Origin of the sequence: Microbacterium aurum (assembly GCF_016907815.1) — a bacterium.
Taxonomy (GTDB): Bacteria; Actinomycetota; Actinomycetes; order Actinomycetales; family Microbacteriaceae; genus Microbacterium; species Microbacterium aurum.
The window spans coordinates 2,630,605-2,652,531 of sequence record NZ_JAFBCQ010000001.1 but is presented as its reverse complement, the minus strand read 5'-3'; the positions used below and the strand labels follow the sequence as shown (position 1 = coordinate 2,652,531).

The window sequence follows — 21,927 nt, the reverse complement described above, 5'->3', positions numbered from 1 at the left end:
ATCCTGGGCGGATGGCCTGAATCGGGTGGGAGGTTGCCCTAGACTGAAGGTGTTCGACCTTCATGACCCCGAAAGGTGCACCGTGCGCGTCAAACGCCGACTCCGGCTCGCCGTCATCCCGATCGGGATCGCCACCGCGATCGCGCTCGCTGCCTGCACGCCGACCGAGCTGAACGGCTATCTGCCCGGCTTCACGGACGACGGTACCCAGGCGACCAACCACACCGAGATGGTGTCGGGCCTCTGGGTGAACTCATGGATCGTGCTCCTCGCGGTCGGTGTCATCACGTGGGCGCTGATGGGCTGGGCGGCGATCGTCTACCGTCGCCGCCGCGGCCAGACCGGTCTGCCGGTGCAGCTGCGCTACAACATGCCGGTCGAGATCTTCTACACGGTCGTGCCGCTGATCCTCGTGCTCGGCTTCTTCGCCTTCACGGCGCGCGACCAGGCCATCCTCGAGACGCAGTACGACGACCCCGACGTCTGCGTCACCGCGATCGGCAAGCAGTGGGCCTGGGACTTCCAGTACAACGACGACACCGCCAACTGCGAGGCCGGTGACGACGCGGTGTGGACCATGGGTGTCCAGGCGCAGACCGACGCGCAGGGCAACATCACCACCGAGCTGCCGACGCTGGTGCTGCCGGTCAACGAGACCGTCAAGCTCAAGCTCGTCTCGCGCGATGTCATCCACTCCTTCTGGATCATCGACTTCCTCTACAAGAAGGACATGTACATCGGCAAGGACAACTACTGGTCCTTCACGCCGACGCGCGTGGGCGAGTACGACGGCAAGTGCGCGGAGCTGTGCGGCCAGTACCACTCGATGATGCTGTTCAAGGTCAAGGTCGTCGAGCCCGCCGAGTACGAGCAGTACCTGGAGTCGCTGCGGGCGGCTGACCAGACCGGCGACATCAACGACGCGTACGACCGTCTGCAGAACTTGCCCGGCACGGGCGCATCCTCAACCTCCGAGGGAGAACACTGATGGCGACGACGACGATCCCCCTTCAGGCGGATACCTCGGGGCGTCCCACCACTCTTCCGCCCCGCCAGGCCGCGCTCATGAGCTCGACCCGCGTGGAGCAGAAGGGCAACATCATCGTCAAGTGGATCACCTCCACTGACCACAAGACGATCGGGTACATGTACCTCATCGCGTCGGTGCTGTTCTTCCTGCTCGGCGGTGTGATGGCGCTCATCATCCGCGCCGAGCTGTTCGAGCCGGGCATGCAGATCCTTCCCACGAAGGAGCAGTACAACCAGCTGTTCACGATGCACGGCACGATCATGCTGCTGATGTTCGCGACGCCGCTGTTCGCGGGCTTCGCCAACGCGATCCTGCCGCTGCAGATCGGTGCGCCCGACGTCGCTTTCCCGCGTCTGAACGCGTTCGCCTTCTGGCTGTTCCTCTTCGGCTCGCTGATCGCGGTGGCCGGCTTCCTCACCCCGCAGGGCGCTGCCGCGTTCGGTTGGTTCGCCTACCAGCCGCTGGCCGGGGCGACGTTCTCGCCGGGTGCCGGCGGCAACCTGTGGATGCTGGGGCTCGGCATGTCCGGCTTCGGAACCATCCTGGGTGCCGTCAACTTCATCACGACGATCATCACGATGCGCGCCCCCGGCATGACCATGTGGCGCCTGCCGATCTTCTCGTGGAACACGCTGGTCACCAGCATCCTGATCCTCATGGCCTTCCCCGTGCTGGCCGCGGCGATGCTGGCTGCCGCCGCCGACCGCGTGCTGGGTGCCCACATCTACGACCCGGCCAACGGCGGCGTCCTGCTGTGGCAGCACCTGTTCTGGTTCTTCGGCCACCCCGAGGTGTACATCATCGCGCTGCCGTTCTTCGGCATCGTCTCGGAGATCTTCCCGGTGTTCAGCCGCAAGCCGATCTTCGGGTACAAGACCCTCGTCTACGCGACGATCGCCATCGCGGCGCTGTCGGTGTCGGTGTGGGCTCACCACATGTACGTCACAGGGTCGGTGCTGCTGCCGTTCTTCGCGCTGATGACGATGCTCATCGCGGTGCCGACGGGTGTGAAGATCTTCAACTGGATCGGTACGATGTGGCGAGGATCGGTGACGTTCGAGACGCCCATGGTGTTCGCGCTCGGCTTCCTCGTCTCGTTCGTCTTCGGTGGCCTCACCGGTGTCATCCTCGCCTCGCCGCCGCTGGACTTCCACCTGTCCGACTCGTACTTCGTGGTCGCCCACTTCCACTACGTCGTGTTCGGCACGGTCGTGTTCGCGATGTTCGCGGGCTTCTACTTCTGGTGGCCGAAGTGGACGGGCCGCATGCTCAACGAGCGTCTCGGCATGGTCCACTTCTGGATGCTGTTCATCGGCTTCCACATGACCTTCCTCATCCAGCACTGGCTGGGCGTGGACGGCATGGTGCGCCGCTACGCGGACTATGCCGCGGCCGACGGCTGGACCTGGCAGAACCAGGTCTCCACCGTGGGTGCGATGCTGCTGGGCGCGTCGATGATCCCGTTCTTCCTGAACGTGTGGCTGACGGCCCGCAAGGCGCCGCGCGTCACCGTCAACGACCCGTGGGGCTACGGCGGATCGCTCGAGTGGGCGACCAGCTGCCCGCCGCCGCGCCATAACTTCACGTCGATCCCGCGGATCCGCAGCGAGCGTCCCGCGTTCGACCTGAACCACCCTGAGGCGGCCGTGCCGGTCGGTGTCGGTCCTGCCAAGGACGCCCCCGACGCGCCCGTGGTCGATGTGGCCGATGGAGAGGTCAAGTAAGTGAAGACCAACGTCAACCTCTGGTGGATCCTCGCCGCGTTCTTCCTGCTGGTGACCGGGATCTACACCGGCTGGAACATCATCGAGCACTCAGACCGTCCGTGGTTCCACGCGATCGAGTGGGTCGGCACCGTGGCCCTGCTGTTCACGGCGTTCATGTCGGTGATGATCGCCTTCTACGTCGACCGTGTGCACCGCGCGCAGGGCGGTGAGCTGCCCGAGGACGTCCTGACGGCGGACATCGACGACGGCGACCCCGAGATGGGCGAGTTCAGCCCGTGGTCGTGGTGGCCGCTCGTGCTCGCGCTGTCGGCATCCCTCGGCATCCTCGGCCTCGCGGTGGGCACCTTCCTGCTGCCCATCGGCCTCGCCCTCTTCGTCGTCGCGATCGTCGGCTGGGTGTACGAGTACTACCGCGGATACTTCGCACGCTGATCGGTCGGCGGGTCGAGGCTTCGACGGGAACGGTGCAGGAACCATCGTGGTGATGGGTCTGTCGCTGCGCGCAGGCATCGCCAGCGACGTCGGCGAGTATCGCGAGACGAATCAGGATGCCGCCTTCGCGGCCTCGTGGGGAGCGGGTGTCGCTGACGGTGTCGGCGGCGGCCCGGCCGGTGATCTCGCCTCGGCGGCGCTCGTGCACCGTCTCGTCTCCGGCGGGGCGTCGGTGGCGGATGCCGCCGAGCTCGCCGTCCGCATCCGCGCCGCCAACTGGGACCTCGCCGCGCACGTGCGCCGTGATCCGGCACTGGCCGGTATGGCCACGACGTTCACCGGCGTGTGGTTCACCCGTGCCGGTGCGCTCCTCCTCGCGCACACGGGCGACTCTCGCGCGTACCTCCTGCGGGAAGGACACCTGACGCGGCAGACCCGTGACGACTCGTTCGTGCAGGTTCTCGTCGAGCACGGGATCGTCCGCGAAGAGGATGCCATGACGCACCCGCGCCGCAACATCATCACCGCGTCGCTCCGCGGCGACGCCGATGACCTGGTGCGGATCAGCACGCGCATCCCGGTGCGCCACGACCGTTGGCTGCTCTGCAGCGACGGGGTGAGCGACTACCTGCCGGATGACGCGATCGCGGCCGTCGTCGCGAGCGCCGACGATCCCGCTGTCGCGGCTCAGCTGGTGGTCGCCGCCGCGCTGCAGGCCGGGTCACGCGACAACGTCACGGCAGTCGTGGCCGACGTTGTCGACGGACCCCCGACGGGCGAGCCGCCGCTATTCGGCGGGGCCGCCGCAGACCGCTTCAGGGAGAGCTTCGACGCCGTCGCCGGCTAGCTGTGCCCGCGGACTTAGCTCTGCTCAAGCTCAGCTCGCGAACGACCATCACCTGTGCGTCACCCTTCGACAGGCTCAGGCCTGGATCGTGTCAGTTTAGTGCCCCACGCCCGGCCGGAGTGCGGCGATGATGTCGGCGGCTTCCCCCGTTGGCGGGGTGGTCGCGGTGAGTTCGTGTCCGTCGATGGTGATCGTGACGTCACGCAGCGGGCGCAGCGCGCGGACGATACGGCGGACCGTCACGCCGGTGGTCTTGTAGAGGTGCCGGCTGATCGCGAGAGCGCAGAACACGACGGTGAGGTGCGCGTGGATCGAGTCCGCGGTCGACGCGAACATCGGCCTCGCCCGCAGGTCGGTCTTTGCCATCCGGAACGTCGCCTCGACCTGGAACAGGTCATGGTAGGCCGCCACGATCTCTGCAGCGGAAGCCGTCGCGGTGCTGAGGTTGGTGACGTACCCCTTGAGGCCGATGTATTCGCGGGCCTTCTCGACTCTTGCCCAGTTCACGCCGGGCTTGGTGCCGAGGGTGACGAACCGGTCCTTCTTCGCCGGGCGGGTGCCGGCAGCGATCTGCTCGGCGCGTTCGATCTGCTTGTTCAACGTGATGTTGTCGCGGATCTTCCGCTTGTGGGAGTACTGCCACACCACTCGCCGCTCCCGCGCGTTCACACCCGCACCCATGGTTCGGGTGGTCTCGACCGTCTCCCCATCGGTGACGATGTTCCCGACGGTCGCGTAGTGCTCGGCGAGATCGTATGGCGCGGAGGAGGTGCGGGAGCCGACGATGAAACCGAACCCGGCGTCCTCCAGCCGGTTCAGGTTCGCTGCGGACAGCATGCCGGCGTCCGCGACGACCACGACCTCGGTCGCGGAGTGACGTTCGCGGAACTGGTCGAGGACGGGCAGCAGGGTGAGAGTCTCGCCCCTGTTGCCCGCGAACTCGTGGACTTCGAGGGGGAACCCGCCCTGGTCCACGAGGAGGCCGACGAGGATCTGCGGGTCGACGCGGCGCTCTTTGCTCATCCCGACCTTGCGGAGCTTGTCTTCACGCTCCGCCTCGAAGTAGAGGGTGGTGACGTCGTAGAGCACGACGGTGAGCGGGCCAGATCGGGTCGCATGCGCGTAGGCTGCGGCGGCGATCTTCGACCGCCAGTCCTGCTCAACGCTGCGGGCGAGGGTCCGCCACACGGTCGACAGCGACGGCGCACCCGGGACACCGAGCTCGTCCCACACCCGCAGCGTGTCCGCCTTGCTGGTCGGCTCGACGACGCGGGCCAGGACCAGCTTCTTGAATGTGTCGTTGCCGACCGCGTCGAACCCGAGACGGGCGTAGGCGTCCTCGAGGACATCCCACAACAACCTGGACCTCGACCCGGTCACCGTCGGCGCGGTCGTGGCCGGCGGCGTCGCGCCCAGCCCGTCCAGATCGAACGGGACATGCCCGGCCAGCTCCGCGATCCGCTCCCGCGCGATCGCGACCAGCACCGCGAGCTGCTCATCGTCGTGCGCGGAGCCGAGGTGCTCCACGATCGTCCGCACACCACGGGTCTTCGACGCGATCTGCACCGCCGTCGCACCCGACGCGGTGCGCACCTTCCGCACGAACCACCCCACCGAGCGAGTCTAGATCGACGCCGTTAGTGCCCCGCACGAGGCACCAACACCCCCGGAAAATCAAGCCTCAACGATCCTCAACCCGCGAAATCACCCGACGGTGACACGATCCAGGTCAGGGACCGCCGCGGTCAGCTCTGCTCGCGACGACCATCACCTGCGGGTCAAAGACGCGGGGGAGGGGGCCGGTGGCGTTCTCGGTCGGCAGGCCTTCCCGCACCCAGTACTCGTAGCCGCCGATCATCTCCTTGACGGCGTACCCGAGCCGGGCGAACTCGATCGCGCCCTTGGCTCCGGCGTTGCAGCCCGGGCTCCAGCAGTAGACGACCACCGTGGCCGATCGGTCGATCTCGCGCGGTGCACGGGTGGCGATGTCGCGGTAGGGCATGTGGACCGCGCCGCGCGCGTGCCCCTGCGCCCACGCGTCGTCGCTGCGGACGTCGACGAGGACGACGTCTTCGCCGGCGCGCTGGGCGGCATAGACGTCGGACGGGTCGGACTCGTGGTCGAGTTTGGCGGAGAAGTAGGCGAGGGCGTCGGGCATGACCTCACGCTACGACAACGACGAAGCGGCGAGGAGGACCGTGACGGTCACTCCTCGCCGCTTGCCTGCCAGATCCGGCCTCAGCGCTTCGCGCTGCCGTCCTCATCCGGGATGATCACGTTCGACGGGCGGTTCGCCGTCTCACTGTTGTGGCCGTCGTCGATGGGGTGATGCGGGGCATCCGGCACACCAGCGCGCTCGTGCATGCCCTGGATCTCGGCATCCTCTTCTTCGGTGACGTGGTCCAGCGTGTGGTGCTGGTGCGCACGGGCCGCCTCGAGCTCGGCCTGCGTCACCGGCGACAGTCGGTCCTCGAAGAACCAGCGCGAGATCGACGCGCGGAGGTTCTCGTGCCACGGGATCCGGCCCTTGTCGTTGGGGCGCACCACGAGCGGCTCGTTGGTCTCGAAGTCGACGAGCTTGACGACCTCGTACTGGTCGACGGGCTGGTGAACCTCGATGTACTCGCCACCGGGCAGGCGGACGATGCGTCCCGACTCGTAGCCGTGCAGTGCGATCTCGCGATCCTTCTTCTGCAGGGCCAGGCAGATGCGCTTCGTGATGAAGTACGCGAGCACGGGACCCACGAACAGCAGCGCCTGCAGGGTGTGGATGACGCCTTCCATCGTGAGCCAGAAGTGGGTCGCGATGATGTCGGAGGATGCCGCGGCCCACAGGACGGCGTAGAAGGTCACACCGGCTGCGCCGATCGCCGTGCGGGTCGCCGCGTTGCGCGGACGCTGGGCGATGTGGTGCTCCCGCTTGTCGCCGGTGATCCACGCCTCGATGAAGGGGTAGATCGCGACGAGCACGATGAACAGGCCGAGCACCAGCAGCGGGATGAGGATGTTGAACGACCACGTGCGGTCCCACAGCACGAACTCCAGGTGCGGCGGCACGAGACGCAGCGCGCCGTCGGCGAAGCCGATGTACCAGTCGGGCTGGGTGCCCGCGGAAACCGGAGACGGGTCGTACGGGCCGTAGTTCCAGATCGGGTTGATCGTGAACAGCGACGCGATCAACACGATCACACCGAACGTGATGAAGAAGAAGCCGCCCATCTTGGACATGTACACCGGCATCATCGGGTAGCCCACGACGTTGCTGTTCGTGCGGCCGGGGCCGGCGAACTGCGTGTGCTTGTTGACGATCATCAGCATCAGGTGCACCGCGAGCAGCGCCACCAGGATCGCCGGCAGCAGCAGGATGTGCAGCGTGTACAGGCGTCCCACGATCTGCGTGCCGGGGAACTCGCCGCCGAAGAGGAGGAACGAGGTCCAGGTGCCGATCAGCGGGATGCCCTTGATCATGCCGTCGATGATGCGCAGACCGTTGCCGGAGAGCAGGTCGTCGGGCAGGGAGTAGCCGGTGAAGCCCTCCGCCATCGCGAGGATGAACAGGACGAAGCCGATCACCCAGTTGAGCTCGCGCGGCTTGCGGAACGCGCCGGTGAAGAACACGCGCAGCATGTGCACGCCGATGCCGGCGACGAACACGAGCGCGGCCCAGTGGTGGATCTGGCGCACGAGCAGTCCGCCGCGGATGTCGAAGGAGATCCGCAGCGTCGAGTCGAGGGCCGCGGACATCTCCACGCCGCGCAGCGGCAGGTACGCGCCGGCGTAGTGCGTCTCGACCATGGACGCCTGGAAGAAGAACGTCAGGAACGTGCCGGACAGCAGGACGACGACGAAGCTCCACAGGGCGATCTCGCCGAGCATGAACGACCAGTGGTCGGGGAAGATCTTCCGGCCCAGCTCCTTGACGAAGCCGGAGATGCTGGTGCGCTCGTCGATGTAGTTCGCGGCGCCCGCGACGAACCGGCCGCCGAGGGGCTTCTCGGAGGTCTTCGCGCCGGCGGCGGTGTCAGGTCCTGTCTCGGTGACAGTCGCGGTGCTCAATGGCGCTCCCAGAAGCTCGGGCCGACAGGTTCGGTGAAGTCGCTCTGCGCGATGAGGTAGCCCTCGTCGTCGACGGTGATGGGCAGCTGCGGCAGCGGCCGCGCGGCCGGACCGAAGATGACCGCAGCCGAGCGCGACACGTCGAACTGCGACTGGTGGCAGGGGCAGAGGAGGTGGTGGGTCTGCTGCTCGTACAGGGCGACGGGGCAGCCGACGTGCGTGCACACCTTGGAGTAGGCCACGATGCCGTTGTAGGACCACTCCAGCTTGTTCTGGTCGGCCGGCAGCTGCTCGGGGAGCAGGCGCATCAGCAGGACGATCGCCTTCGCCTTCTCCTCGAGGTAGCCGTCGTGGTGGCTGAGCTCGGCGAGCGACTCCGGGATGACGTGCACGGCGGAGCCGAGCGTCAGATCCGCGGCGCGGATGGGCCTACCGCTGGGGTCGTGCGCAAGGCGCTCACCCTTCTTCCACATGGTGTGGCTGAGGAGCGCGACCGGGTCGCCCGCGATCGGGTTGGCCTCGCTGCTGTGGGGGGCCAGACCGCGGAAGAGGGTGATGCCGGGGAGGATCGACGCGACGAGCGCGGCGATCAGCGAACCGCGGATGGCCGTGCGGCGACCGAAGCCGGACTCCTCGTTGGCGTCGCGGAAGACCTGGACGGCCGCCTCACGCGTCGTGTCGCGACCACGGGTGGCATGCCGCGGCTCGATGAACTCCTTGTCGCTCATGATGGCCTTGGACCAGTGGATCGCACCGATGCCGATGGCCAGCAGGGCGAGACCGATGCCGAGGCCGATGAACAGGTTGTTGTGTCGGATGTCGACGATCCGGCCGCTCTCGATGGGGAAGAGCATGTAGGCGGCGATCGCCCAGATGCTGCCGGCCAGCGAGAGGTAGAACAGCGTGTAGACCGTGCGGACGGCGCGCTTCATGGCGGCCGGGTCCTTGTCCGTGATGCGCTCCCGGTGCGGCGGGAGGCCCGGGTTGTGCACGGGGTCGGGAACGGCGACGGCGAGCCCGGGGGAGGGCTTCCATGACGCCCTCTCGTGCTCGAGCGCGTCTTCCTCGTGTGCCATGGTGCGTCCGTTTCCTACGTCAGTTCCGATAACCACAGATTCTTTGGGTCGGCGTGCCCGGTCAGTTCGACTTCGCCGTGATCCACACGGTGAGGCCGATGAGCGATCCGATGCCGAAGATCCAGATGAACAGACCCTCGGAGACCGGGCCGAGCGAGCCGAGCGAGAAGCCGCCGGGAGACTCGTTCTCCTGCAGGTAGAGCAGCGCCGAGATGATGTCGCGCTTCTCCTCGGGGGTGAGGGTCATGTCGTTGAAGACCGGCATGTTCTGCGGGCCGGTGACCATCGCCGCGTACATGTGCAGGGCGCTGGTGTTGGTCAGGGCGGGCGCGTACTTGCCCTCGGTCAGCGCACCACCGGCGGCGGCGACGTTGTGGCACATCGCGCAGTTGATGCGGAAGAGCTCGGCACCGTTGGCCACGTCGCCCTTGCCGTCGATGATCTCCGCCGGCGGGTAGGTCGGACCGGGGGAAACAGACTGCACCCAGGCGGCGATCGCCTTGATCTGGTCCTCGGTGAACTGCACGGGCTTCTGCGGCGCCTGCGGGCCCTGCATCTGCAGCGGCATGCGGCCGGTGGACATCTGGAACTCCACCGCCAGCTCGCCCACGCCGTACAGCGACGGGCCGTCGGCGGTGCCCTCCAGGTTCATCCCGTGACAGGTGGCGCAGTTGGCCTGGAAGAGCTTCTTGCCGTCTTCGACGGTGAGGGCGCTGGATGCCGTGGTCGGCTCGGTGGCCGCCATGGCGGCGGAGGCGCCGGCGTAGACGCCCCCCGTGACGAGCAGGCCGATGCCGATGAGGGCGGCTGCGGCCCACTTGCTGCGGCGGCCGGCCTTGGGGCGCGAGTTCTTGGGTGCCATGGAGGTATTCAGCTCCGCTCTCACTTGACGAAGTAGATGACGGCGAACAGGACGATCCACACGACGTCGACGAAGTGCCAGTAGTAGGACACGACGATCGCCGAGGTCATCTCCTTGCGGCCGAAGTTCTTGACGGCGAAGGCGCGACCGATGACGAGCAGGAACGCGATGAGGCCGGCGGTGACGTGCAGCGCGTGGAAGCCGGTGGTGATGTAGAACGCCGAGGCGTACGAGTCCGCGCTGATGGGCATGCCTTCCGCGACGAGCGTCGCGTACTCCCACACCTGGCCGGAGACGAAGACGGCGCCCATGATGAAGCTCAGGTAGAACCACTCGACCATGCCCCACTGGCGGAACTGCCAGAACGAGCCGCGACGGTAGGGCTGGAAGCGCTCGGCGGCGAACACGCCGGCCTGGGCCGTGAACGACGACAGGATCAGGATGACGGTGTTCACGGCGGCGAACGGGATGTTCAGCAGCTCGGTGCGCTCTGCCCACAGCTCGGGGGAGGCGTTGCGCAGCGTGAAGTAGATCGCGAACAGGCCCGCGAAGAACATGACCTCGCTGCCGAGCCAGACGATGGTGCCGACGGCGACCGGATCCGGCCGCTTGACGGAGCGCAAGGCTTGGGAATAGGTCGCTGAAGAGGTCGTCACGCTCCCCATTATGGCGGATTCGGCGCCAGGTTTTCGCATCACTGAAGGTGCGGCCGACAATTCCATCGTCCGCATTCCACTTTCGGAGGGATCGGAGCAGGCCGTGTGAGCGCCGGGAGTTCGCCGAGCAACTCCCGATAGGATCGACGCTCATGGCGGAGCTCTATTCCTGGCCCGAGATCCTCACCGCGGTGCTCGATCGACGAGACCTCAGCGTGTCCGAATCCACGTGGGCGATGCGGCAGGTGATGCGCGGCGACGCGACGCCATCGCAGCTGGCCGGGTTCCTCCTCGCCCTGCGGGCGAAGGGCGAGACGGTCGACGAGATCGTCGGCTTCCGCGACGCCATCCTCGAAGCAGCGCTGCCGCTCCCGGTGCCGGCCGAGGTGCTCGACATCGTCGGCACCGGAGGCGATCGCTTCGGCACGGTGAACGTGTCGACGATGTCGGCGATCGTCGCCGCCGCGACGGGCATCCCGGTCGTCAAGCACGGCAACAAGGCCGCCAGCTCGGCATCCGGCTCCTCCGACGTGCTCGGAGCGCTCGGCATCGATCTGTCGCTGTCGCCGGAGCGAGTCGCTGAGGTACTCGCGGAGGTCGGGATCACCTTCGCCTTCGCGTCCGCGTTCCACCCCGGCTTCCGTCACGCCGGACCGACGCGCGCCGAGCTCGGCGTGCCCACCGTCTTCAACTTCCTCGGGCCGCTGTGCAACCCCGCGCGGGCCGAGGCGAACGCCGTCGGCGTCGCGAACCTCGACCGCGTGCCGCTCATCACGGGGGTGTTCCAGACCCGCGGCGCCACGGCGCTCGTCTTCCGCGGCGATGACGGTCTGGACGAGCTGACGACGACGGGGCACAGCCGGGTGTGGGAGATCAGCCGCGGCGACATCCACGAGCACGACCTCGATCCGCGTGACCTCGGCATCCCGCTGGCCGACATCGGCGATCTGCTCGGCGGCGACGCGGCGCACAACGCCGCGGTCGTCCACCGCGTGCTCGACGGCGAAGCCGGGGCGGTGCGGGACATCGTGCTGCTGAACGCGGCCGCCGGCATCGTGTCGTACGAGCTGTTCCGCGATGCCGCCCAGGTGCAGTTCCCCATCGTCGAGCGCCTGGCACGCGCGCGCGACACGGCGGCGGCGGCGATCGACAGCGGGGCGGCGGCGGCGAAGCTCGCGGCCTGGGTGGAAGCCACCTCCGCAGACGTGGTCTGACCACTAGGGTTCTCTCCGGCGCGTCCTCTGGTGCGCCTTCCGCGGCGACGGCTACGTTGAACTCAACAGCCGCTCCAGGAAGGAACGCCCCCCATGTCAGAAGAAGTCGTCGCCACCGCGGACACTCTCGAGCCCCCGCAGAAGAAGGTGGGGGTCGTCAAGGTCGCCGGCATTCTCGGCATCCTCGGCGGCATCGCCCTCATCGTCGTCGGCGTCGTCGTCTGGGTGATGGTCTCCAGCCAGCTGCGCGCCGAGAACATCACCGTCCCCGACGACGCGATGGCCTTCCAGGGTCAGACCGTCGCCGGTCCCTTCACCGCCTACGTGCAGGCCGACATCATCCAGCACCACGCGCTCGAGGCCTCGGGCGGCAAGACCTACGCCGAGCTGCCGCAGGACGACCCGGTGCGCGCGACGATGATGAACGCGTCGTTCCTCCGCGCGTCGCTGTTCACGTCGGTCGTCTCGTTCGGTGTCGCGGCATTCGCAATCGGCATCGGCATCCTGTCGATCCTCTTCGGTCTCGCGCTGAACCGACTGGCCGCCGTGCCGGTGATCGTCCGCCGGTCGGCCGTCACCCGCTCGTAACGCGATCGGAGGGGCCTGCGCGATTGCGCAGGCCCCTCCGGCATCCGTCATCGTGGATCCCGTCGACGCGCTCCTGGAGATCGCGACCCTGCTCGAACGCGAGCGGGCGTCGCGATATCGTTCGTCCGCCTTCCGCACCGCCGCCGCCGTCGTCGAGCGGCTGACCCCGGCGGAGCGGGCGGATGCCGCGGGCCTGCGTCGGCGCAAGGGGATCGGCGATTCGTCGTTCGCGGTCATCCAGGAGGCGCTGGCGGGACAGGTGCCGCGTTACCTCGTGGAACTCCGCGAACGCTACGCCCCCGCGCGGTCGGCACTGCGGTCGGCACTGCGGGGAGACCTGCACTGCCACTCCGAGTGGTCGGACGGCATGACCTCGATCGCGCAGATGGCGGCCGCGGCGCGCGGGCTGGGGCACGAGTACCTCGCTCTCACCGACCACTCACCACGGCTGCGGGTGGCGAACGGGCTCTCGCCGGAGCGGCTGCGGGCGCAGCTGGAGGAGATCCCGGCATACTCCGACGACGGCTTCACCCTGTTGAGCGGAATCGAGGTCGACATCCTCGACGGCGGCGAGCTCGACCAGGAGCCTGAGCTGCTTCAGGCGCTCGACGTCGTGGTGGCTTCGGCGCACTCGAAGCTGCGGATGGAGGCGGCGCCGATGACACGCCGGCTCGTGACGGCGGTCTCCAGCGGTCAGGTGGATGTGCTCGGCCACGTCACGGGGCGCCTCATCACCGGCTCGCGGGGCACGCGCCCGCCGTCGACGTTCGATGCCGGCGCCGTGTTCGATGCGTGCGCCGCGCACCGGGTCGCTGTCGAGATCAACTCCCGGCCGGAGCGCGAGGACCCGCCCGACGACCTCATCGCGCTGGCACTGGAGCGCGGATGCCTGTTCTCGATCGACTCCGACGCGCACGCGCCCGGTCAGCTGGGGCTGATCGACGAGGGCGCGGCGCGGGCCGAGCGCCTCGGCGTCCCGGTCGAGCGCATCGTCACGACGTGGCCGCTCGCGCGCCTGCGGGAGTGGCTCGCGCGCTGACGCATGGTCAGGCGTCGGCGCGGGCGGCGAGCGCGGCGGCCGCGCGGCCGGCGGACGCACCCAGACCCCAGCGCTCGGCCAGTGCGTCGAGCTCACCGGCATCCGTCGCCCGGATGCGCGCGTCGATCTCGCCGAGGTCCAGGTCGCGCACCACCTCGACGACGCGGGGCGCGACGGCGAGATAGTCCGCCGCGGCGAGGATCTTCGCGCGGATGCCGGCGGTCATCCCCGTGCCGGATGCCGCCGCCGCGATGATGCCGGCCAGGTCGCCGTGCGCGGCGAGCAGGCTCGCGGCCGTCTTCTCCCCGATGCCGGCGACGCCCGGCAGCCCGTCAGAGGCGTCGCCGCGCATGACGGCGTAGTCGGCGTACTGCTCGGGGAGCACGCCGTACCGTCCGACGATGGCCGCTGCGTCGAGCAGTTCGAGGTTGCTCATTCCGCGTCCGGTGTAGACGACGCGGACGCCGCGGTCGTCGTCGACGAGCTGGAACAGGTCGCGGTCGCCCGTGACGACGTCGACCGGCATGGTGGACTGGGCAGCGAGTGACCCGATGACGTCGTCGGCCTCGTGGTCAGCGGCACCCACGATGGGAATGCCGAGGGCGCCGAGCTCTGCCCGGATGAGCGGAACCTGGGCCTCGAGGGGATCGGGCACGACCTCCACGTCGGGACCGGCGGCGACGACCTCGGCGACGCGATGCGTCTTGTAGCTGGGGATGAGATCGACGCGCCACTGCGGGCGCCAGTCGTCGTCCCAGCACGCGACCAGATGCGTCGGCTCGTACGTCGCCACGAGCTTGGCGATCATGTCGAGCAGGCCCCGCGCCGCATTCACCGGCGTCCCGTCGGGAGCGCGCACGGTGTCGGGTACGCCGTAGAACGCGCGGAAGTAGAGCGACGCGGTGTCGAGCAGCATGAGACGGTCGGGCATGCGCGGAGTCTATCCGCGGACGGCTGCGGCAGCGCGGTCAGCAGCCGACGCCGGCGGGGTCTTCGATGCAGGTCCGGTCGACGAGCGCCGTGCGCGCCTCGAGGACGTCGATCGTCGCGTTGGCGGTGGGGATCGCGAGGAGCCCGGGAACGGGCACCCATCCACTGCCGAAGTCGACCTCCGCCGCATACCGCACGAGGGCGGATGCCGTGTACGTGCCGCGCGCGGCATAGGCGTGGCTCGTGGGCGTCGCGCTGAACTGAGGGAGGCCGAGCGCAGACAGGGACCGGCCGCCGTCAGCGGCGGTGCGCGTCGCCCCATCGCCGTAGACGAAGACGACGGAGTCCGGTGTGAACCGCACGGTCACCGGGAGATCGAACAGTTCGCCGGTCTGCTCGTGGCTCGTCGCGGTGACGACGAAGTTCACCGGCATGCCCACGATGCCCACTCCGTCGGGCTCGTCGGTGAGCCCGAGGTCCGCCGGCGCGAAGGAGGCGACGTCGGTCAGCGTCGGGCGGAGTATCCCGACCTCGTACGTGATCGGTATCCGATAGCAGAGCGCGCCGACACACTCGTCATCCGCGTCGGGAGCCGCTGCGCCCGGGTCCCGAGCGTTACCGCCGCGCTCGCCACCTCCGCCCGTGGTGTCCCGCCCGCCCGGAATCGTCCCCGAGACCTCGACGGACGCACCGGTGCTCTTGGTATTGCAGTTCTCGATCATGTAGTCGCATGGCGACTGTGCTGAAGCGGCCGTACTTAGTCCCGCGACAAGAACTACGAGGACGAGCATCACGCGCATACGTTGCTCTCTTCAGCTCCGGCAATGGAGTCAATCAAGAGATCGGCCCCAACTCTTACAAGAGAGATCATCAGACTCTGCTCCGGTGGCCGGTCAGGCGCGATTATCGATGAACCGGAGTTGTCCTCGATCTCGAGACCGGACACATCAAAGCAGGCGAGAAGAGTCACACTCGCGGACGCCTCGTCCCACGCCTCTGGCTCCAGCGCGTTGATCGTCGTAACGCCTGACATGGTGTAGCCCGCCGCGTGGTACTCAGACAATCGTTTGCGGTCGAAGGCATTCTGTTCCCCAGTTGTCAGCTCGAATAAGGGCTCGAACGTCGACGGGTCGGCGAGTTGGATGGCGTTGGTTGCTGCCACGTAGGCGCGAGTCGTGTCTTCAGCGGCGGCGAAGGCCTCCTCCTCTGAGGCGAAGCCGGTCGGGGAGGGCGTCGGCGTCGGGTCGGGGGTGCACGCCGTCAGCGCGGCGAGCGCCAGCAGCGCCGCCGCCGCGTGCGCCGTCAGACGCCACCGTCCCTCTGCCATGCGCCCCACGTTAGCCACCTCCGCCGACGCGCGATCAGGTTATCCACACGTACGATCGAGCCCATGTCCTTCGGAGTCGCCGCGCAGGGGAGAACGCCCTCGGCCGACGCGCCCTGTCTGTGCGGTGGCGGCGCGTACGGCGACTGCTGCGGCCCGGTCCTGGCCGGCGCCCCGGCGGCGACGGCGGAGCAGCTCATGCGATCGCGGTTCACCGCCTTCGCGCTCGGCCATGCCCGCCACGTTCGCGACTCCTGGCATCCCTCGACAGCCCCGGCATCCGTCGACCTGGACGACGGACTGCGCTGGGACCGGCTCGACATCGTGCGCGCCGACGAAGGCCGACCCGGCGATCGCCGCGGCGTCGTCGAGTTCGTCGCGTCGTGGCGCGACCCCCGCACCGCGGAGAGCGGGCGGTTGCACGAGGTGAGCCGGTTCCGGTTCGCGCTCGGCCGGTGGTACTACCTCGACGGCGAGGTCGACGCCGACCGGTGACGCCGATCCGGCGCGCGGGCGTAACGTGATGCCCACGTCGCCGACCCGCCCGGACCGCGCCGCGCCGCAACCCGAGTCGATGCTCACGGTGCTGATCGCGTTCGGCGCGAACCTGCTCATCGCGATCGCGAAGACCGTCGCCGCCGTGCTCACCGGCGCCGCCAGCATGCTCGCCGAGGCGGCGCACTCCTGGGCCGACACCGGCAACGAGGTCTTCCTCTACGTCGCCGCGCGACGCGCGGTGCGGCCGCGCGACCCGCGGCATCCGGCCGGCTACGGGCGCGACGCGTACGTGTGGTCGCTGTTCGCGGCGTTCGGCCTGTTCGCCGTCGGCGCCGGGGTCTCGATCATGCACGGCATCAGGAACTGCTGAACCCGGCGCCCGCCGAGCTGTTCGGCGTCTCCTACGCCGCGCTGGCGGTGGCGTTCGTCCTCGAGGGGACCTCGTTCCTGCAGGCGCTGCGGCAGTCGCGTCGTGACGCTCGGGAGAGTCATCGCGACCTGCTCGACTATGTGATGGGCACGTCCGACCCGACGCCGGGCGCGGTGTTCTTCGAGGATGCCGCGGCGCTCATCGGCCTCGTCATCGCCTTCGGCGGGATTCTGCTGCACCAGGTGACCGGGTCCGCGGTGCCCGACGCTGTCGGCTCGATCCTCGTGGGCGTGCTGCTCGCGGTCGTCGCCGTCGTGCTCATCCGGCAGAACCGGCGGTTCCTCGTCGGTGTGGTGGTCGAGCCCGAGGTCCGCGCCGCCGCGGTGCAGTGGCTGCTCGCCCAGCCGGAGATCGCCCAGATCACCTATCTGCACATCGAATACGTCGGCCCCGGACGTGTCTCCCTCGTCGCGGCCGTCGATCTCGAGGGCGACACCGCGGAGCACACCGTCGCCGCGCGGCTGAACGCGATCGAGGATGAGCTGGCTCGCAGCCCGCGGGTGGCGTGGGCGGTGCTGACCCTGTCACGCCCCGGCGCCCCTGCGCTGGATCCGCAGCACCCCGCCGACCCGCTGATGGGCTGACGGCGCCCGCCGGGGGAGGATGACATCGCCGGCGGCGCTCCCGCGATCTCTGATACCCTGGACTGTCACTCGTGTGGCTCTTCGCCGTGCAATCGTGACACGCAATCCCTGACCGACCGCTCCGGCGGCGGCATTCGCTCGTCTTCGGACGGATGCTGAGGCGGCACCGCCTCGCCGGAGCCCGACATCTAACCCAACAAGGACAACCCACTACATGACTACCGCAACGACCGCCCCGGCCACCAAGCAGGTCGCCATCAACGACATCGGATCTGCTGAGGACTTCCTGGCCGCGGTCGAGAAGACCCTGAAGTTCTTCAACGACGGAGACCTCATCGAAGGCACCGTCGTGAAGATCGACCGCGACGAGGTCCTCCTCGACGTCGGGTACAAGACCGAGGGCGTCATCCCCTCGCGCGAGCTCTCCATCAAGCACGACGTCGACCCGAACGAGGTCGTCAAGGTCGGCGACGAGGTCGAAGCCCTCGTCCTCCAGAAGGAGGACAAGGAAGGCCGCCTCATCCTCTCCAAGAAGCGGGCGCAGTACGAGCGCGCCTGGGGCGACGTCGAGAAGATCAAGGAGAACGACGGGGTCGTCACCGGCACCGTCATCGAGGTCGTCAAGGGTGGCCTCATCGTCGACATCGGCCTGCGCGGGTTCCTCCCGGCATCGCTCATCGAGTTGCGTCGCGTCCGCGACCTCACGCCGTACCTCGGTCAGGAGATCGAGGCGAAGATCCTCGAGCTCGACAAGAACCGCAACAACGTCGTGCTGAGCCGCCGCGCCCTGCTCGAGCAGACGCAGTCGGAGTCGCGCACCACGTTCCTCAACAACCTGCACAAGGGTCAGGTCCGCAAGGGTGTCGTCTCGTCGATCGTCAACTTCGGTGCGTTCGTCGACCTCGGCGGCGTGGACGGCCTCGTGCACGTCTCCGAGCTGTCGTGGAAGCACATCGAGCACGCCTCCGAGGTCGTCGAGGTGGGCCAGGAGGTCACCGTCGAGATCCTCGAGGTCGACCTCGACCGCGAGCGCGTCTCGCTGTCGCTGAAGGCGACGCAGGAGGACCCGTGGCAGGTCTTCGCCCGCACCCACGCGATCGGTCAGGTCGCGCCGGGCAAGGTCACCAAGCTCGTCCCGTTCGGTGCGTTCGTCCGCGTCGCGGACGGCATCGAGGGCCTCGTGCACATCTCCGAGCTCTCCGGCAAGCACGTCGAGCTCGCCGAGCAGGTCGTGTCGGTCGGTGAAGAGGTCTTCGTCAAGATCATCGACATCGACCTCGAGCGTCGCCGCATCTCGCTGTCGCTCAAGCAGGCCAACGAGTCGGTCGACCCCAACGGCACCGAGTTCGACCCGGCGCTGTACGGCATGGCGACCGAGTACGACGAGAACGGCGAGTACAAGTACCCCGAGGGCTTCGACCCCGAGTCGGGTGCCTGGCTCGAGGGCTTCGACGCGCAGCGTGAGAAGTGGGAGCAGGAGTACGCCGCCGCTCAGGCGCGCTGGGAGCAGCACAAGGCTGCCGTCGCGAAGGCCCTCGAGGCTGAGGCGGCCGCTCCGGTCGAGACCGGTGCCTCCTCCTTCTCTTCGGAGACGGTCGGCGGCGGCACCCTCGCCGACGACGAGGCGCTCGCGGCGCTCCGCGAGAAGCTCTCGGGTCGCTGAGCCGAACCCCTTCCGAACGGGCCGTCACCGTCGACCTTCTCGTCGCCGGTGGCGGCCCGTTCGCCGTTCTGCGGGCGTCGTGTCCCGGCGAGCCCGCCGCGAGCGGTAGCGTCATGGAGTGCGGATGAGACGAGCGACAGCGGCGGGTGCGCCGTCCGCGACGCCGCGCACGCGTCGGCGCACGACACTGCGGTTCGACTTGCGCGACCGGGTCGCCGTCGGCAACCAACTGCTGTTGTGCGGCATCGTCGTCGTCCTGTTCGTCGGCGGCACCCTCGCCGGGGTGCTGAGCAGCCCCGGCGTGTTCGCGATCGGCACCCTCCTCATCGCCGTCGCGACGATCGCGACGCTCGCCGTCCCGTGGACGAGGGTCGCGCCCGCGTGGGTCGCTCTCGTGCCGCTGGTCGACATCGTGGCGATCGCGGTGCTGCGCGTCGCGGAGCCGCCGGCGGGTCTCGGCCTGCTCTGGGCGTTCCCGGCGATGTGGCTCGCGTCGCTCGGGCTGGCCGGCCTCATCGTCAGCTGCGTGCTGATCCCGCTGCTGTACTGGGTGCTGCTGGTGGTCGGCCCGGCATCCGCCTTCACCTTCTCGACCCTGCTGCTGCCGATCGTCATCATCGCGATCAGCAGCGCGGGCTACGTGGCCACACGCCGGTTCACCGCACAGCGCGACCTGCTCGATGCGCAGGCGGCGCGGCTCGCGTTCGCCCGCTCCGCCGCCGTGCGCCAGGAGCAGCTGGTGACCGAGGTGCTCGACACCGTCGACTTCGGCGTCGTGCGGCTGTCGGTCGGCGGTGACATCGTCTACGAGAACGACGCCGTCGGTCGCCTCAGCAGCGCGATTCCCGAACTGCACCCGGCGTCGGGGCGGACGACTCTGCTCGCCGAGGACGGCCGCACGCCGCTGCCGGCGAACGACCACCCGCTGGCGCGCACCCGGCGCGGCGAGACGTTCGACGATGTCGTGGTGTGGTCGCAGGATGCCGAGGGTCGCCGCTCGGCGCTGACGTTCACGGCACGGCGGCTCATCGACCATCGCGGCGAGGACGGCGGGGCCGTGCTCGTGGCACGCGATGTGACGGCGGAGCGCGAGGCGCTGCGCGCCCGCGACGACCTCGTCGCCTCGGTGTCGCACGAACTGCGCACGCCGCTGACATCGGTGCTCGGCTACCTCGAACTCGCGCTCGACGAGGAGGACCTGCCGGAGCGCGCCCGCCGCTACGTCGACACCGCGCTCAGCAGCAGCGAGCGCCTCCTCGCGATCGTCGCCGACATCCTCACCGCGTCGCGGCGTTCGCTGCAGTCGGTGGAGTCGTCGGTGCATCCGCGCGAGATCGACGTGGTCGAGATCGTGCGCGCGTCGATCCTCGCGCTCCGCCCGCTCGCGGACGACCGCGTCATCAAGGTCACCGTCGACGGGGCGGAGAGCGCCGTCGCCTACGCCGATCCGGGACGGCTGCGACAGGTGATCGACAACCTGCTGGGCAATGCGATCAAGTTCAACCGCGACGGCGGGTCGATCGAGGTCACCGTCCACACCGATGGGGACACGACGACGATCGCGGTGCGCGACACCGGCATCGGGATCGGCGAAGAGGATCGCGGTCGCGTCTTCGAACGGTTCTTCCGCGCCTCCGAGGACATCGCCGGCAACGGCCTGGGACTTGCCATCAGCCACGAGATCGTCCGGGCCCACGACGGTGAGCTGACGGTGGCCTCCGAGCCCGGGGTCGGCTCGACGTTCACCGTCGCGCTGCCGGCCAAGGCGGGGACGCGGGTGACGCGATGACCCTGGATCTGTTCACCGTCACGGTGATGACCGCGCTCGTGGCATCCGTCGCCAGCCTCACCTTCATCCTCGACACCGTCATCCGCCGCGACGTGGGGCCGGGTCGGCTCTGGGCGGTCGCGTTCTTCTGCGGCCTGGCGACGACGGTCGCGTACATGGCCTGGTCCTCCGGCGTCGGTGGCGCACTGTCGGTCGCCGTCGGCAACACCCTGTTCGTGCTCGTGCCCGGGTTCATGTGGGTCGGCACGCGCCGGTTCAACGACCGTCCGATCGGCTACGCAGCGGGTCTGCTCGCGGTGCTGGCCGCGGCGACCTTCGTCGCGGCGCTGCTCCAGGCGGACGCGCTCGGCAGCTGGGGCGGCTGGACGACCATGGCGGCGTGCCTGGTGGCGCTGTTCGTCGCGGGCGCCATCGAGACCCTGCGCCCGCCGCTGCGGCACATCCACAGTTCGTGGGCGCTGGCGGCGGTGCTGCTGATCGCCGCGGTCTTCTACGCCGTCCGGCTGACGGTCTTCCTCGTCCTGGGTCACGACAGCGCGCTGTTCTCGGAATGGCTCGGGTCGATCAGTGCCAACTTCGTCACGGTCACGCTGACCGTTGTCGCCGCCATCGTCACCTCGGTGCTGCGTTCGCACCACACCTCCGAGCAGCGCTACGAATGGCTCACGGAGGGCGGCGTGGCCTTCGACGGCGTCATGCTCGCCGGGACGTTCGCCGGCGCGAGCGCCGACATCGTCGAGCGGGCGCAGTGGCGGTCGGAGGGGGTGGCGCTCGTGGTCATCCGCGTCGAGGGCATCTCGGAGATCCGCACGGCGTTCGGTCCCGAGGTCGCCGATGACATCACCGGGGCCTGCCGGCAGGCCGTGCGCCGCTACGCGCCCGCCTCGGCGATCGTCGGCGAGGACGGGGCCGATCGCCTGGCCGTGTGCGCGCTGGCGACGACGGCCGCCGACGCGCGACGCCTGGGCGCGACGATCTACCGCGGCTGCACCGAGGAGCTCGCCCGCTCGCAGTCGGGCCTGTTCCCGTACGTCAGCGTCGGTGTCGCCTTCACCGAGGATGCCGGCTATGACATCGACCGACTGCTGGATGGTGCGCGCGACGCGGCGCAGCGTGCCGCACAGACGCCCGGTGCTTCGGTGCTCCTCGATGCGCCGTCGTCGCCGTCGTCGTGACAGGCTG

At 68.8% G+C, this 21,927-nt stretch carries 20 protein-coding genes and 1 pseudogene; 12 read left to right on the top strand and 9 right to left on the bottom strand.

The features are described from left to right. Positions 1 to 82 precede the first annotated feature (82 nt). From ctaC to JOD60_RS13040, 4 genes are read left to right on the top strand one after another with little or no spacing between them, the layout of a single operon-like run. A complete protein-coding gene (gene ctaC, locus JOD60_RS13055) occupies positions 83 to 988 on the top strand; it encodes an aa3-type cytochrome oxidase subunit II (protein ID WP_076692217.1) in 906 nt (301 codons plus the stop codon). Continuing rightward, positions 988 to 2,754 (top strand): aa3-type cytochrome oxidase subunit I, encoded by a 1,767-nt coding sequence (ctaD, locus tag JOD60_RS13050; RefSeq protein WP_076691013.1) that lies wholly within the window; start codon positions 988 to 990, stop codon positions 2,752 to 2,754. The genes ctaC and ctaD overlap by 1 nt, the downstream gene beginning before the upstream one ends. Further along, positions 2,755 to 3,189 (top strand): cytochrome c oxidase subunit 4, encoded by a 435-nt coding sequence (locus tag JOD60_RS13045; protein WP_076691012.1) that lies wholly within the window; start codon positions 2,755 to 2,757, stop codon positions 3,187 to 3,189. A gap of 52 nt (positions 3,190 to 3,241) precedes the next feature. Beyond that, positions 3,242 to 4,036: a PP2C family protein-serine/threonine phosphatase gene (locus JOD60_RS13040; protein ID WP_076691011.1), complete on the top strand. Its 795-nt coding sequence runs from the start codon at positions 3,242 to 3,244 to the stop codon at positions 4,034 to 4,036. A gap of 96 nt (positions 4,037 to 4,132) precedes the next feature. On the opposite strand, the gene JOD60_RS13035 is transcribed toward JOD60_RS13040, so the two are convergent. The 6 genes from JOD60_RS13035 to ctaE form a co-directional block, all read right to left on the bottom strand. Continuing rightward, a complete protein-coding gene (locus tag JOD60_RS13035; RefSeq protein ID WP_076689818.1) occupies positions 4,133 to 5,650 on the bottom strand; it encodes an IS1634 family transposase in 1,518 nt (505 codons plus the stop codon). Between the two features lie 115 nt (positions 5,651 to 5,765). Beyond that, positions 5,766 to 6,194 carry a rhodanese-like domain-containing protein gene (locus JOD60_RS13030; protein WP_076691010.1) on the bottom strand — a complete coding sequence of 143 codons (429 nt, stop codon included), beginning with the start codon at positions 6,192 to 6,194 and terminating at the stop codon, positions 5,766 to 5,768. 80 nt (positions 6,195 to 6,274) lie between these two features. Continuing rightward, positions 6,275 to 8,092, bottom strand: a complete 1,818-nt coding sequence (gene qcrB, locus JOD60_RS13025) for a cytochrome bc1 complex cytochrome b subunit (RefSeq protein ID WP_076691009.1) — start codon at positions 8,090 to 8,092, stop codon at positions 6,275 to 6,277. Further along, positions 8,089 to 9,168: a cytochrome bc1 complex Rieske iron-sulfur subunit gene (qcrA, locus tag JOD60_RS13020; RefSeq protein ID WP_076691008.1), complete on the bottom strand. Its 1,080-nt coding sequence runs from the start codon at positions 9,166 to 9,168 to the stop codon at positions 8,089 to 8,091. The genes qcrB and qcrA overlap by 4 nt, the downstream gene beginning before the upstream one ends. Positions 9,169 to 9,229: 61 nt before the next feature. Then, positions 9,230 to 10,030 (bottom strand): cytochrome bc1 complex diheme cytochrome c subunit, encoded by an 801-nt coding sequence (gene qcrC / locus JOD60_RS13015; protein ID WP_076691007.1) that lies wholly within the window; start codon positions 10,028 to 10,030, stop codon positions 9,230 to 9,232. 20 nt (positions 10,031 to 10,050) lie between these two features. Next, positions 10,051 to 10,695, bottom strand: a complete 645-nt coding sequence (gene ctaE, locus JOD60_RS13010; protein WP_076691006.1) for an aa3-type cytochrome oxidase subunit III — start codon at positions 10,693 to 10,695, stop codon at positions 10,051 to 10,053. 143 nt (positions 10,696 to 10,838) lie between these two features. On the opposite strand from ctaE, the gene trpD reads away from it, so the two are divergent. The 3 genes from trpD (at position 10,839) to JOD60_RS12995 (ending at position 13,527) form a co-directional block, all read left to right on the top strand. Then, complete coding sequence (gene trpD / locus JOD60_RS13005) at positions 10,839 to 11,900, top strand: anthranilate phosphoribosyltransferase (RefSeq protein ID WP_076691005.1); 1,062 nt, start codon at positions 10,839 to 10,841, stop codon at positions 11,898 to 11,900. A gap of 93 nt (positions 11,901 to 11,993) precedes the next feature. Beyond that, on the top strand, positions 11,994 to 12,488 hold the full coding sequence (locus tag JOD60_RS13000; protein WP_076691004.1) for an aromatic ring-opening dioxygenase LigA: 495 nt from the start codon (positions 11,994 to 11,996) through the stop codon (positions 12,486 to 12,488). Positions 12,489 to 12,540: 52 nt separating this feature from the next. After that, entirely contained in the window at positions 12,541 to 13,527 is a 987-nt protein-coding gene (locus JOD60_RS12995; protein ID WP_076691003.1) for a PHP domain-containing protein, read from the top strand. A gap of 7 nt (positions 13,528 to 13,534) precedes the next feature. Here JOD60_RS12995 and JOD60_RS12990 read toward each other — a convergent pair whose 3' ends face one another. The 3 genes from JOD60_RS12990 to JOD60_RS12980 form a co-directional block, all read right to left on the bottom strand. Continuing rightward, positions 13,535 to 14,458, bottom strand: a complete 924-nt coding sequence (locus tag JOD60_RS12990; RefSeq protein WP_076691002.1) for a 5'-3' exonuclease — start codon at positions 14,456 to 14,458, stop codon at positions 13,535 to 13,537. Positions 14,459 to 14,495: 37 nt separating this feature from the next. After that, positions 14,496 to 15,179 carry a hypothetical protein gene (locus JOD60_RS12985; RefSeq protein ID WP_157127950.1) on the bottom strand — a complete coding sequence of 228 codons (684 nt, stop codon included), beginning with the start codon at positions 15,177 to 15,179 and terminating at the stop codon, positions 14,496 to 14,498. A 68-nt stretch (positions 15,180 to 15,247) separates the two neighbouring features. Then, entirely contained in the window at positions 15,248 to 15,784 is a 537-nt protein-coding gene (locus JOD60_RS12980) for a hypothetical protein (RefSeq protein WP_076692215.1), read from the bottom strand. A 63-nt stretch (positions 15,785 to 15,847) separates the two neighbouring features. Between JOD60_RS12980 and JOD60_RS12975 the strand changes: the two genes are divergently transcribed. From JOD60_RS12975 to JOD60_RS12955, 5 genes and pseudogenes are all read left to right on the top strand, one after another. Then, positions 15,848 to 16,276: a YchJ family protein gene (locus JOD60_RS12975; protein WP_076691001.1), complete on the top strand. Its 429-nt coding sequence runs from the start codon at positions 15,848 to 15,850 to the stop codon at positions 16,274 to 16,276. Positions 16,277 to 16,355: 79 nt separating this feature from the next. Beyond that, positions 16,356 to 17,293 (top strand): annotated as a pseudogene (locus JOD60_RS12970) (cation diffusion facilitator family transporter). Positions 17,294 to 17,507: 214 nt separating this feature from the next. Continuing rightward, positions 17,508 to 18,956, top strand: a complete 1,449-nt coding sequence (gene rpsA, locus JOD60_RS12965) for a 30S ribosomal protein S1 (RefSeq protein ID WP_076691000.1) — start codon at positions 17,508 to 17,510, stop codon at positions 18,954 to 18,956. Positions 18,957 to 19,080: 124 nt separating this feature from the next. Next, the gene (locus JOD60_RS12960) at positions 19,081 to 20,745 is read left to right on the top strand and encodes a PAS domain-containing sensor histidine kinase (RefSeq protein ID WP_076690999.1); all 1,665 of its coding nucleotides are present in this window, start codon (positions 19,081 to 19,083) and stop codon (positions 20,743 to 20,745) included. After that, entirely contained in the window at positions 20,742 to 21,920 is a 1,179-nt protein-coding gene (locus JOD60_RS12955; protein WP_076690998.1) for a nucleotidyl cyclase domain-containing protein, read from the top strand. The genes JOD60_RS12960 and JOD60_RS12955 overlap by 4 nt, the downstream gene beginning before the upstream one ends. The last annotated feature ends 7 nt before the right edge of the window (positions 21,921 to 21,927 follow it).

Coding starts and splice junctions, on each gene's coding strand:
- ctaD (WP_076691013.1), top strand. CDS start 988: ATGGCGACGACGACGATCCCCCTTCAGGCGGATACCTCGGGGCGTCCC.
- JOD60_RS13040 (WP_076691011.1), top strand. CDS start 3,242: ATGGGTCTGTCGCTGCGCGCAGGCATCGCCAGCGACGTCGGCGAGTAT.
- JOD60_RS13030 (WP_076691010.1), bottom strand. CDS start 6,194: ATGCCCGACGCCCTCGCCTACTTCTCCGCCAAACTCGACCACGAGTCC.
- qcrA (WP_076691008.1), bottom strand. CDS start 9,168: ATGGCACACGAGGAAGACGCGCTCGAGCACGAGAGGGCGTCATGGAAG.
- qcrC (WP_076691007.1), bottom strand. CDS start 10,030: ATGGCACCCAAGAACTCGCGCCCCAAGGCCGGCCGCCGCAGCAAGTGG.
- ctaE (WP_076691006.1), bottom strand. CDS start 10,695: ATGGGGAGCGTGACGACCTCTTCAGCGACCTATTCCCAAGCCTTGCGC.
- trpD (WP_076691005.1), top strand. CDS start 10,839: ATGGCGGAGCTCTATTCCTGGCCCGAGATCCTCACCGCGGTGCTCGAT.
- JOD60_RS13000 (WP_076691004.1), top strand. CDS start 11,994: ATGTCAGAAGAAGTCGTCGCCACCGCGGACACTCTCGAGCCCCCGCAG.
- JOD60_RS12990 (WP_076691002.1), bottom strand. CDS start 14,458: ATGCCCGACCGTCTCATGCTGCTCGACACCGCGTCGCTCTACTTCCGC.
- JOD60_RS12985 (WP_157127950.1), bottom strand. CDS start 15,179: ATGATCGAGAACTGCAATACCAAGAGCACCGGTGCGTCCGTCGAGGTC.
- JOD60_RS12980 (WP_076692215.1), bottom strand. CDS start 15,784: ATGGCAGAGGGACGGTGGCGTCTGACGGCGCACGCGGCGGCGGCGCTG.
- JOD60_RS12975 (WP_076691001.1), top strand. CDS start 15,848: ATGTCCTTCGGAGTCGCCGCGCAGGGGAGAACGCCCTCGGCCGACGCG.
- rpsA (WP_076691000.1), top strand. CDS start 17,508: ATGACTACCGCAACGACCGCCCCGGCCACCAAGCAGGTCGCCATCAAC.
- JOD60_RS12960 (WP_076690999.1), top strand. CDS start 19,081: ATGAGACGAGCGACAGCGGCGGGTGCGCCGTCCGCGACGCCGCGCACG.
- JOD60_RS12955 (WP_076690998.1), top strand. CDS start 20,742: ATGACCCTGGATCTGTTCACCGTCACGGTGATGACCGCGCTCGTGGCA.